The following is an 11,491-nucleotide window of genomic DNA, read 5'->3' as shown; positions in this document are numbered from 1 at the left end:
CCTTACGGTTCCCGCCCGCGCTCGTGCTTCACGTCACTGCGGATTGATCATCGATGGAACGACGCGCCCATTATCGCAACCGGGTCCTGCCGTGGCTGCTGATAGCCCCGCAGCTTATTCTGGTCCTGGTCTTCTTCTACTGGCCTACCTCGCAGGCTCTCTACTGGGCCTTCACCCTGGAACAGGCCTGGGGCGGCGGCAATGAATGGGTCGGCTTCGACAATTTCATGGGTGTCTTCGGCGACGGGCGCTACTGGTCCACGGTGGGTCGGAGTGCCGTCTATGCCGCGGCAGCCACCGGCATCTCCATGGGCATCGCGCTCGTGCTGGCGCTGTTCGTCGATCGCGGGCTCAAGGGCACCAAGATCTTTCAGTCCGTCTTCATCTGGCCCTATGCGCTAGCAGCGCCGGTGGTCGGCGTGGCGTTCCGATTCATCTTCTCGCCGCAAGCCGGCATGATCGGCTCGCTGAACCGGATCTGGCCGGGCATATGGGACCCTGCCACGAACGGCCTGCACGCGCTGATCATGGTGATCATTTCCCATGCCTGGCTCAGCATCGGCTACAATTTCGTCTTCTTTCTCGCCGCGCTGCAGATGATTCCGCGATCGATCGCCGAAGCGGGCGCCATGGACGGCGCCCGGCCCGCCCGCCGCATGCTCGACCTGCAGCTTCCGCTGATCGCGCCCACCACCTTCTTCCTGCTGATCATGAACATCATCTCCACCTTCACCGACAGCTTCGGGCTGATCGACACGATGACGGAAGGCGGGCCGATCGGCAGCACGGAGGTGATGGTCTACAAGATCTACTACGACGGCTTCAAAAGCCTCGATTATTCCGGCGCCGCCGCCCAATCGATCGTTCTGATGCTGATCGTGATCACGCTGACCTTCGTGCAGTTCAAATGGGTCGAGCGCCGTATCCACTACACGTGAGTTTTCATTCATGATCGAGCGTTCCTCCTTTTTCGACTTCGTCACCTACGCCGTCATGGCGCTGGGCCTGGTGATCATCATCACTCCTTTCTGGATCGTGCTGGTTGCCGCCTCCCTGTCGCTGCCCGAGGTGGCGCGGGTGCCGCTCACGCTATGGCCGAGCTCCCATCTCATGGAAAATCTGTCGGCCGCCTGGAGCCGCGCCGACCTCGGCCCGAAACTTCTCAACACGCTGGTCGTCGCGGGGGGTGTGACGATCGGCAAGATCACCATCGCCGCCCTCTCGGCCTTCTCGATCGTGTTCTTCAATTACCGCGCCCGGATGCTGTGTTTCTGGCTGATCTTCCTGACGCTCATGCTGCCTCTGGAAGTCCGCATCGTGCCGACCTATTCGATCGCCGCCAACGCGCTCCTGCCCTTCCAGGCGTTACTCGATGCGACCGGCATCACCTCGCTGGTGGAGACAATCGCGGGCATCCGTATCGAGCTGAACTGGAACCTGCTCAACTCCTATACGGGCCTCATCCTGCCGTTGATCGCCACCGCGACCGGAACCTTCCTCTACCGGCAGTTCTTCATGACGATCCCCGACGAATTGGTGGAAGCCTCGAAGATGGATGGTTCCGGCCCGATGCGCTTCTTCTTCGAGGTGCTCATCCCGCTTTCGCGCACGAACATGCTGGCGCTTGCCACCATCATGTTCGTCTCGTCGTGGAACCAGTATCTCTGGCCGCTGCTGGTCACCACCGACCGGCCGAATTACGGCACGGTGGTGATGGAACTGAAGGCGCTCATTCCCGCCCAGAACGGCACGCCCGATTGGAACGTAACGATGGCCGGGGCGCTGCTCGTGATGCTTCCCCCTCTCCTGGTCGTCGCATTCATGCAGCGCTGGTTCGTGCGCGGCCTCATCACCAAAGACAAGTGATCGGATGAACCCATGACAGCCATCAGCATCAGAAACGTCAAGAAGCGATACGGCAAGGCCGACATCATTCACGGCGTCGATCTCGAAATCCAGGCCGGCGAGTTCATCGTCATTCTCGGCCCTTCCGGCTGCGGCAAGTCGACCCTGTTGCGGATGATCGCGGGACTGGAGGAGATCACGGCCGGCGAGATCGCCATCGAAGACCGCGTGGTCAACCAGCTTGAGCCGCGCGAGCGCGGCTGCGCCATGGTGTTCCAGAACTATGCGCTCTACCCGCACATGACGGTCGCGGGCAATATCGGCTATGCGCTGAAGGTCGCCGGCATGGCGAAACCCCAGCGCGAGGAACGCGTGCTGAAGGTGGCACAGTCAGTCGGTCTGGAAGCCCTGCTCGCCCGCCGGCCAGGCGAACTTTCGGGTGGCCAGCGCCAGCGCGTCGCCATGGCCCGTGCCATGGTTCGCGAGCCCAAGGTCTTCCTCTTCGACGAGCCGTTCTCCAACCTCGACGCCAAGCTGAGGGTAGCGATGCGCGGCGAGGTGCGCCGACTGCACCGCCAACTCGGCGTCACGTCGATCTTCGTCACCCACGACCAAACGGAAGCGATGACATTGGCCGACCGGCTCGTGATCATGAATGGCGGACATGTGGAGCAAGTCGGCAAACCGGCGGAAATCTACAACCGCCCCGTCAGCCGTTTCGTCGCCGACTTCATCGGTTCGCCGGCCATGAACCTGCTGGAGGGCGAATTCGACGCCGAAGGCCATTTCGTACACGGCCAGGGCGGCAGGATCGCAGTCAGCTCGCTCAACGGCCATCGAGTGCCGGGACGCAAGATCGTGCTCGGCATCCGTCCCGAAGCCGTCAAGCGGACGATCGGCCCGCAGATCGGCACCATTCCGGGCATCGTGGACTACGTGGAGGAACTCGGCGGTTCGCGCCTCATCCATGCGGAGGTCAACGGCAACCGCCTCGTCGCTCTCGACACCGATACCGAAGAACTTTCATCCGGCACCCCCGTTCACTTCACCTTCGACGATGCGCTGCATGCCTTCTCCATTGAAGACGGGAAGCGGATCGACATTCACCCGGCTTAAGCAAACCACGATCGGAGAATATCATGGGCAATCTCATTTCCACCGGCTTCAATTCCGGTTCCGTCGACGGCGAACTGGACAGTCTTGCCGAAGACCTGCGGCGTCTCGCGGACATGGGTGTTGAGACGGTCGAGCTCGGGCTGACCAGCATCGACCTCATCAGCGGCGGCCGCATCATCGCCGAACGGGCAGACAGGCTCGCGGAACTCGTGAAGCAGTTTCCCTTCCGCTACACGGTGCACGGGCTCGTCTCTTCGAATTTCATGGACCCGGTCACTCAAGGCTATCAGATCGCCGCCGCCAAGGCCTTGATCGAGGTCTGCGACCGCATCGATGCCCGCGTCATCGTGCAGCACGGCGGCTGCCTCAGGGCCGACCAGATCGCCGAACGCGCAGGAGCCGACGAGCGCGAGCGCGAAGCGCTGGTGGAGGTCGCCGAGTTCGCCAAGCGCTACGGCGTGCGGGTCGCGCTCGAAAACATCTTCACCACCGAGCTCGGCCAGTATCGCCAGACACCGGCCCAGATCGCCGAGACCGTCAAGGCGGTCAACCATCCCAACCTCGTGGCGCTCATCGATTTCAGCCACGCCTATATCGAATCCACCTATCGGGGCCTGGATTTCCGGGAAGAGCTACGCGCCATGGCGCCTGTCACCGGCCATCTGCATGTGCACGATTCCTTCGGCCGGCCGCAGGGCTTCTACAAGGGCTTCCATCCGCAGGAACTGACCGCCATGGGGCTCGGCGACCTGCATATGCCGCTCGGCTGGGGCGACATCGCCTGGGAAGAGATCTTCTCCGAGCTCACCTTCCTGCCCGATACGGTATTGATGATGGAAATCGGCTCGCGCCACCGTAACGAACAGCCTGCAAGCCTCGAGCGCGCACGGCGTCTCATCGACATCAACAGCGGTCGTCAGACGCTCGCCGCCGAGTAGGAACTGAAAAAACCGGCCGGACCTGGGATCAGGTCCGGCCGGTTGCCGTCACGCCTGCTGCAGTCGCGCACGGCCACTGAAGGTCATCAGCGATGCGCCGAGAAGCGAGGCAATGCCGGCGAAGGCGAAGACACCGAGCGGCCCTTGAGATTCCACCAGAAGCCCGCCGAAGATAGCGCCGCTGGAAATCGCGATCTGGAAGGTCGTCAGGAGCAGCGCACCCGCGCTTTCGGCTTCATCGGAAGCTGCACGGGTGGTGAAGCTCTGAACGCTCACCGGCAGAGCACCGAAGGCAAAGCCCCAGGCGGTCACCGCCAGCACGGTCGCAATCGGCGAAATTCCCACCGCGACGAGGATGAACGCGGTGATCGCAATCCCGGCTGCCGCAATGCTCACGGCGAGGCCGGTGTTGCGCTCGGCCAGGAAGCCGCCGAAGAGATTGCCGAAGAAGCCGCCGATGCCGTAGGCGAGCAGCGTAAGCGAGATCGCCTCGACGCCGAACCGCGGGATCTGTTCGAGGAACGGCCGGACATAGGTGAACCCGGCGAAGTGCCCGGCAACGACCAGCAGCGTCGTGGCAAGTCCGAGCCTGACCCGCGGGCGGCGCAGGAGCGCGAAAAGCGTATTGATGCTTGGAGCTCCGGCCGGCGGCAGGGATGGGATAGTCAGCGCCTGAACCACGAGCGTGAACGCGCCGACGCCGGCTGCGATGAGGAAGGCGGCCCGCCATCCGAGCGTCGCACCGATCCATGCCCCGACCGGCGCCGCAGTGACGGTGGCGACCGATACGCCGGTCAGGATGACTGCCATGGCCCGCGGCATCAGCCTTCCCGGTACGAGACGCATGGCAAGTGCCGCCGACATGGCCCAGAAACCGCCGAGACCGATGCCGAGAAGCACGCGGGAGAGAAGCAGCATCGGAAGACCATTGGCGAAAGCCGCAAGCAAGCTGGAAATGATCAGCAGCGAAGTGAGGCCCAGCAGCGTCCAGCGGCGGTTTATGTTGCGCATGCCGATCACCACGCCCGGCCCGGCGATCGCCCCCACGACGGCGGTCATGGTCACGGATTGGCCCGCAGCGCCGACGCTGACGCCGAGATCCTGCGACATCGGCGTCAAGAGGCTGACCGGCAGGAATTCCGCAGTTACCAGACCGAAGACGCCGAGCGCGAGAGAGACCACCGCAGCCCAGGCAGCATCGCGGCGGCCGTCATCAAAACTATCGGAATCACTTGGTAGAGAGTCCATCATGCTTCGTCTCCTTGAAATTGGAGGCGGAAACTACGCGTGACAGGCTGGAGTTTCTATGCTAGGAAATCCAGAATGCTTGACAATTCGTCCAAAATGTTGCGAAGCACAATTGCCGATCCCCTTAGCGAAATGCTGCGGGGGCTGCGGCTCGACGGTGTCGAATACGGCCGTTGCCAACCCTGCGAGCCATGGGCGACGGCCTTTCCCGCGCAGGAGGCGGCGCGGTTCCATTTCGTCGCCGCCGGCAAGTGCTGGCTGCAGGCGCCTTCCGGCGAATGGATGAAGCTCAATGCCGGAGATGCGCTTTTGCTTCCGCGCGGCGATGCGCATGTTCTGGCAAGTGAACCGGGCGTCCCACCGAGACGGGTTGACGATATCGCCCGAAAACAGGTGTGCGAAGGCATTTTCGATCTCGAATGCCCTCGCCCGGGCGGACGGAACCTGTTGTTCTTCGCCTTGATGAAATTCAACGTCGACCGGCTGCATCCGTTGCTGCAACTCATGCCCGATGTAATGCGCACCGACGATCTTGCGGCCAGCGAACCTGCGATACCAGCTCTGCTGGATGCCATGGCGCGGGAGGTGGAAATGAACCGTGTGGGTGCCGGCGGCATCCTCGCGCGGTTAGCGGACGTGCTGACGGCAACCCTCATCCGCACCTGGGTCGAGCATGGCTGCGGCGATTCCACCGGCTGGCTCGCGGCTGTGCGCAACCCGGAGGTCGGACGCGTGCTGGCGGCCATCCATCTCGATCCCGCGCATGACTGGACCGTGGAGGAAATGGCCCGGCTGATGGGTGCGTCCCGTTCCGGTTTCGCCCAGCGGTTTGCCGAGGTGGTGGGAGAAACGCCCGCCCGATATGTAGCCAGCATGCGCATGCACCAGGCCCGCCTGTGGCTTCGGGAGGGCCAGCGCGTCGCCGTGGTCGCCGAACGGCTCGGCTATGATTCCGAGGCCTCGTTCAGCCGCGCCTTCAAGCGGGTGGTCGGAGCGCCGCCGAGCCAATTCCGGGAAAAGAACCACCCGCCGGGCGGGATGGATTTGCGTATCCTGCCCGGACTGGTGCCGCCGATCGCGGCCGAGTAACGTCGTCATCCGAAGAAGCCCACTTGATCCGCCCTGCGGTCTGGCACGAATATAGGGAAGAATCGCCCCGGTAGATTTCCGGGGATCACCCTGCCTTCGACAAGTGACGAACATGCCCTCCGAAGACCGAAAGAAAAGCCGCGTGACGCTCCTCGACGTGGCCCGGCGAGCCAATGTCTCGCGGGCGACGGCCTCGCTCGTCATCCGCAAGAGCCCGCTGGTGGGCGCCGAGACCCGCAGCCGTGTCGAGGAAGCGATGCGGGAGCTCGGCTATGTCTACAACATGGGTGCGGCAAGGCTCAGGGCCGAGCGCAGCCATACCGTCGGGGTCATCGTTCCGAACCTCACCAATCCCTTCTTCGCCGAACTCCTCGGCGGCATAGAGGCGGTGATCGATGCCGCCGGTATGGTGGTCATCCTCGCCAACAGCGGCGATCTCGTCGACCGGCAGGATATGGTGATGCGCCGCATGCGAGAGCACGGCGTCGACGGCGTGATCCTTTGCCCGGCGGCCGGCACGGAGCGCGAATTCCTGACCCGGCTTCTGGAATGGGACCTCCCGCTCGTACAGGCGTTGCGCCACATCACCGACGAGGTCGACTACGCGGGTGTCGACTATGCTGCCGGCATGCACCAGGCGGTCGACTATCTCGCCTCCCTCGGTCACGAGAGAATTGCCTTCGCGGTCCACGGGCCGATCCATTCGGCTTACAACGAACGTATCGAGGGATTTTGCGACGCCATGCGCTCGCGCGGCCTGAGCGCCGAAAGGATTGTCCGCATTCCCTATCAGACGGCCGAAATACCCCGTTCCGCGCAGCTCCTGTTCGAGCAGACCGAAAAGCCGACGGCCGTCATCTGCTTCAACGATGTGATCGCGCTCGGTCTTTCCGCCGGGCTTCACGATCTGGGTTTCAAGGTCGGCGAGAATTTCTCCCTGGTCGGCTTCGACGATGTTACGGATGCGGAAACCATGCGCCCGCGGCTTACCTCGGTGTCCACGGCGCCGGTGGCAATCGGCGAAAATGCCGCCAAGCTTCTGATCGAAAGACTGGAAGAACCCACGCGTTCACCTCGCAAGATTGTGAAGCAGCCCAAGCTGCATATACGCCAGTCTTGTGTGCCCGTGCCCAAGTTCGCCCTATAAAATAATTGCGGATTGCCCGTTGACGGCTTCGCTGAAAGTTTTTAGATCGATCTAAATTAAGGGACGCGCAGAGGAGCGTCGTCTCTCCCGAACCACATCGGGGAGGACCCAAGTTGTACAATTTCAACTTCGAGCCGGTGCTCGCGGGCTTCAATCAGCTTCTGCTCGGCGCATGGCTAACGATCCAGCTTTCGGTCGGCGCGATGCTGATCGGGCTCGTGGTGTCGATCTTCTGCGCCTGGGGCAAGACATCCGGCCCGACACCGCTGCGCTTGGTGATCGACGCCTATATCGAGATCATCCGCAACACGCCTTTTCTGGTGCAGATCTTCTTCATCTTCTTCGGCCTGCCCTCGCTGGGTTTGAGGCTTTCCCCCAACAGCGCGGCTCTTTTCGCGCTGGTGGTCAATTTTGGCGCCTACGGCACCGAGATCATCCGCGCCGGTATCGAATCCGTGCAGAAAGGCCAGGTCGAAGCTGGCACTGCGCTTGGCCTCTCCAAGGTGCAGATTTTCCGCTACATCATCATGAAGCCGGCGCTGCGAACCGTCTATCCGGCGCTCACCAGCCAGTTCATCTACCTGATGCTCAATACCAGCGTCGTCTCGGTCATTTCCGCCGACGATCTGGCGGCGGCCGGCAACGACCTGCAATCGGCCACCTTCGCAAGCTTCGAGGTCTATATCACCGTCACCCTGATCTACCTCGTGATGTCCATTGGCTTCTCGGCTCTCTTCTCGGTGATCGAGAAAAGAGCCTTCAAATATCCGCTGAGCCGGTGAGGTAGAGACATGCTAATCAGAGCTTTCGGATGGCCTGAATTCTGGATCATCGTCTATGCGGCGCGCTGGACGATCGCGCTCTCGGCGATCGCCTTCATCGGCGGCGGCATCGGAGGTCTCGTGATCGCGCTTGCGCGCGTCTCGGATCTGCAGCTGCCGCGCCTCCTTGCCACCGGCTTCATCCGCATATTCCAGGGCACGCCGCTGCTGATGCAGCTTTTCCTTGTGTTCTTCGGCATGAACATCTTCGGCTTTGCGATCAATCCGTGGATCGCCGCCACGATCGCGCTGACGCTGCATGCCAGCGCCTTCCTCGGCGAGATCTGGCGGGGCTGCATCGAGGCGATCCCGCCAGGCCAGAAGGAAGCGGCGACCGCACTGGGTCTGCGCTACTTCAACCGCATGCGCTACGTGATCCTGCCGCAGGCCGCCCGTATCGCAGTCGCGCCGACGGTCGGCTTCCTGGTGCAGCTCATCAAGGGCACCTCGCTCGCGGCGATCATCGGCTTCACCGAACTCACCCGCCAGGGGCAGATCATCAACAACGCAACCTTCAGCCCCTTCCTCGTCTTCGGAACGGTAGCGGCGGTCTACTTCATCCTCTGCTGGCCGCTTTCGGTGCTGGCGCGACGGATGGAACTGAAATTCTCCCGGGCAACGGCGCGTTGACGGGATCCCTGCCGGAGGGAGGAAACCGGCGCAACAGAAAGGGTAGGAACATGAACATTTCCAGACGCATGGTTATGGCCGCGATCGGCGCCGGCCTGATGATGGGGGCGATGGCCTCCACGGCAACGGCTCAGACTGTCGAGAGCATCAAGTCCGCAGGCACGGTGAAGATCGGCATGATGGTCGATTTCCCGCCCTTCGGGATCATGAACACTTCCAACGAGCCCGACGGCTACGACGCGGACGTTGCCAAGCTGCTCGCCAAGGAATTCGGCGTCGAACTGCAGATCGTGCCGGTTACCGGCCCGAACCGCATTCCCTACCTGCAGAGCAACCAGGTGGATCTGCTCGTCGCCTCGCTCGGCATCACGGAAGAGCGCGCCAAGAACGTGGATTTCTCCGAGCCCTATGCCGGCATCTCTATCAGTGTCTTCGGAGCGACCGACGTGGAAGTTTCCAAGCCCGAAGACCTCTCCGGCAAGACGATCGGCGTCGCGCGCGCCTCCACGCAGGATACCGCGGTCACCAAGATCGCTCCGCAGGATGCCAGAATCCAGCGCTTCGACGATGACGCAAGCGCCGTCCAGGCCCTGCTTTCCGGCCAGGTCGAGCTGATCGGCGTCTCGAACGTCGTCGCCACCCAGATCGAGACGGCCGCTCCAGGCCGTTTCGACCAGAAGCTTGAGCTCAGCCAGCAGGTGCAGGGCATCGCCGTCCGCAAGGGTTCTTCCGAACTGCTCACGGCCGTCAACCAGTTCATTGAGAAGATGAAGGCCGACGGCGAACTGAACAAGATCCACGAAAAGTGGCTCGGCTCGCCGCTGCCGGAATTCGTCAGCGAAGCCAAGCAGTAAGAGACAAGATCGAAGGAGTTCCTCGCAATGACTGAGGTTAACGCAAACGCATCGACAGCGGACGTGCGGGGGGCTTCCGACACTACTTCCCCTTCAGCCGTACACATGGAAGGCGTCAATAAGTGGTACGGCGCCTTCCACGCTCTCAAGGATATCGAGCTGTCGGTCAACCGCGGCGAACGCATCGTTATCTGCGGACCTTCCGGTTCCGGCAAGTCGACGCTGATCCGCTGCATCAATCAGCTCGAAACGATCCAGAAGGGCCGCATCGTCGTCGATGGACACGACCTGACCGCCGGCGGCAAGAACATCGACATCGTGCGGCAGGAGACCGGCATGGTCTTCCAGCAGTTCAATCTTTTTCCGCACATGACGGTGCTCGAGAACTGCACGCTGGCGCCCATGAAGGTGCGTGGCATCTCCAGGGCGGAGGCGGAAAAGACCGCGCGCAAATACCTGGAGCGGGTGCGTATTCCCGAGCAGGCCGAGAAATATCCGGCGCAGCTTTCCGGCGGCCAGCAGCAGCGCGTGGCGATCGCGCGGGCGCTCTGCATGAGCCCCAAGATCATGCTCTTCGACGAGCCGACTTCCGCGCTCGATCCGGAAATGGTCAAGGAAGTGCTCGATACCATGATCGATCTCGCCAAGGAGGGGATGACCATGCTCTGCGTCACCCACGAAATGGGCTTCGCGCGGCAGGTCGCCGACCGGGTGATCTTCATGGATCGCGGCGAAATCCTCGAAATGGACACTCCGGACGAATTCTTCGGCAATCCGAAGAACGAGCGCCTGAAGAACTTCCTCGGCCAGATTTCCTGAACCTTGCCCGCCAAGTCCAGCCAAGACGGAATTGCCCACATGAAGCCAGATATCCTGCTCGTCGAGCCGATGATGAAGCTTATCGAGGACCGGCTCGACGAAGCCTATACGGTTCATCGCCTCTATGACCCTGCCGCGTTTCCCACGATCGAAGCCGCCGCGGGCTCCATTCGCGCGGTCGCGACCGGCGGGGCCACCGGGCTTTCCAACGAATGGATCGGGAAGCTGCCGGCACTCGGCGTGATCGCCATCAACGGCGTCGGCACCGACAAGGTCGATCTGGCGTTCGCCCGCAGCCGCAATATCGACGTGACCACCACGCCGGGCGTGCTGACGGACGATGTGGCAGACACCGGGGTCGCACTCATGCTGGCCGTACTGCGTCATGTCGTGAAGGGCGACAACTTCGTGCGCGAAGGCCGCTGGGGCAAGGAACCATTCCCGCTGGGCAATAGCCCCAAGGGCAAGCGCGTCGGCGTTCTTGGCCTGGGGCAGATCGGCAAGGCTTTTGCCCGCCGCGCCGAAGCCTTCGGCATGTCGGTGCGCTACTGGAACCGCTCCACGATCACCGACACGAACTGGAAATCCTGCGCGTCGCCGCTCGAGCTTGCCGAGGACAGCGACGTGCTGGCCGTCTGCATTGCCGCCAACGGAGCAACCCAGAACATCGTCAATGCGGACGTGCTGAAGGCACTTGGGCCACAGGGGGTGATCGTCAACGTCGCGCGCGGCAGCGTGATCGACGAGGACGCGCTGCTTGCCGCATTGAATGAGGGAACGATTGCGGCCGCCGGCCTCGACGTCTTCGTCAACGAGCCGAACATCCGGCAGGAATTCTTCACCGCTCCGAACACGGTTTTAATGCCGCATCAGGGCAGCGCCACGGTCGAAACCCGCATCGCCATGGGTGAGATGGTGCTGGCCAATATCGCCGCCCATTTCGCCGGTGAAAAGCCGCCGACCACAGTCAACTGAACCGAAAGC

Annotated in this window: 12 protein-coding genes; 11 read left to right on the top strand and 1 reads right to left on the bottom strand. The window is 62.5% G+C overall.

Going from position 1 to position 11,491, the window contains the following annotated elements:
• The first annotated feature begins 53 nt into the window (after positions 1 to 53).
• From ACE04I_RS04715 to ACE04I_RS04700, 4 genes are read left to right on the top strand one after another with little or no spacing between them, the layout of a single operon-like run.
• On the top strand, positions 54 to 938 hold the full coding sequence (locus ACE04I_RS04715) for a carbohydrate ABC transporter permease (protein WP_046793965.1): 885 nt from the start codon (positions 54 to 56) through the stop codon (positions 936 to 938).
• Positions 939 to 948: 10 nt separating this feature from the next.
• Complete coding sequence (locus ACE04I_RS04710; protein WP_046793964.1) at positions 949 to 1,866, top strand: ABC transporter permease subunit; 918 nt, start codon at positions 949 to 951, stop codon at positions 1,864 to 1,866.
• 12 nt (positions 1,867 to 1,878) lie between these two features.
• Positions 1,879 to 2,961, top strand: coding sequence for an ABC transporter ATP-binding protein (locus ACE04I_RS04705; RefSeq protein ID WP_046793963.1), 1,083 nt, complete (start codon positions 1,879 to 1,881; stop codon positions 2,959 to 2,961).
• Between the two features lie 23 nt (positions 2,962 to 2,984).
• Positions 2,985 to 3,899: a TIM barrel protein gene (locus ACE04I_RS04700; RefSeq protein ID WP_046793962.1), complete on the top strand. Its 915-nt coding sequence runs from the start codon at positions 2,985 to 2,987 to the stop codon at positions 3,897 to 3,899.
• Positions 3,900 to 3,947: 48 nt separating this feature from the next.
• Here ACE04I_RS04700 and ACE04I_RS04695 read toward each other — a convergent pair whose 3' ends face one another.
• A complete protein-coding gene (locus ACE04I_RS04695; RefSeq protein ID WP_487206700.1) occupies positions 3,948 to 5,150 on the bottom strand; it encodes an MFS transporter in 1,203 nt (400 codons plus the stop codon).
• A 108-nt stretch (positions 5,151 to 5,258) separates the two neighbouring features.
• Here ACE04I_RS04695 and ACE04I_RS04690 point away from each other — a divergent pair, with 108 nt between their 5' ends.
• From ACE04I_RS04690 to ACE04I_RS04660, 7 genes are all read left to right on the top strand, one after another.
• A complete protein-coding gene (locus tag ACE04I_RS04690; RefSeq protein ID WP_046794316.1) occupies positions 5,259 to 6,236 on the top strand; it encodes an AraC family transcriptional regulator in 978 nt (325 codons plus the stop codon).
• Between the two features lie 112 nt (positions 6,237 to 6,348).
• Positions 6,349 to 7,383 carry a LacI family DNA-binding transcriptional regulator gene (locus ACE04I_RS04685; protein WP_046793961.1) on the top strand — a complete coding sequence of 345 codons (1,035 nt, stop codon included), beginning with the start codon at positions 6,349 to 6,351 and terminating at the stop codon, positions 7,381 to 7,383.
• Between the two features lie 113 nt (positions 7,384 to 7,496).
• The gene (locus ACE04I_RS04680; protein ID WP_046793960.1) at positions 7,497 to 8,165 is read left to right on the top strand and encodes an amino acid ABC transporter permease; all 669 of its coding nucleotides are present in this window, start codon (positions 7,497 to 7,499) and stop codon (positions 8,163 to 8,165) included.
• Positions 8,166 to 8,174: 9 nt separating this feature from the next.
• On the top strand, positions 8,175 to 8,834 hold the full coding sequence (locus ACE04I_RS04675) for an amino acid ABC transporter permease (RefSeq protein ID WP_046793959.1): 660 nt from the start codon (positions 8,175 to 8,177) through the stop codon (positions 8,832 to 8,834).
• A 50-nt stretch (positions 8,835 to 8,884) separates the two neighbouring features.
• Positions 8,885 to 9,688, top strand: coding sequence for a transporter substrate-binding domain-containing protein (locus tag ACE04I_RS04670; RefSeq protein WP_046793958.1), 804 nt, complete (start codon positions 8,885 to 8,887; stop codon positions 9,686 to 9,688).
• 105 nt (positions 9,689 to 9,793) lie between these two features.
• Positions 9,794 to 10,507, top strand: coding sequence for an amino acid ABC transporter ATP-binding protein (locus ACE04I_RS04665; RefSeq protein ID WP_046793957.1), 714 nt, complete (start codon positions 9,794 to 9,796; stop codon positions 10,505 to 10,507).
• Positions 10,508 to 10,546: 39 nt separating this feature from the next.
• Positions 10,547 to 11,482 carry a 2-hydroxyacid dehydrogenase gene (locus tag ACE04I_RS04660; protein ID WP_046793956.1) on the top strand — a complete coding sequence of 312 codons (936 nt, stop codon included), beginning with the start codon at positions 10,547 to 10,549 and terminating at the stop codon, positions 11,480 to 11,482.
• Positions 11,483 to 11,491 lie beyond the last annotated feature (9 nt).

The sequence above is a fragment of the Rhizobium moroccans genome (assembly GCF_057559155.1).
This window is presented reverse-complemented; position numbering and strand designations above follow the sequence as displayed.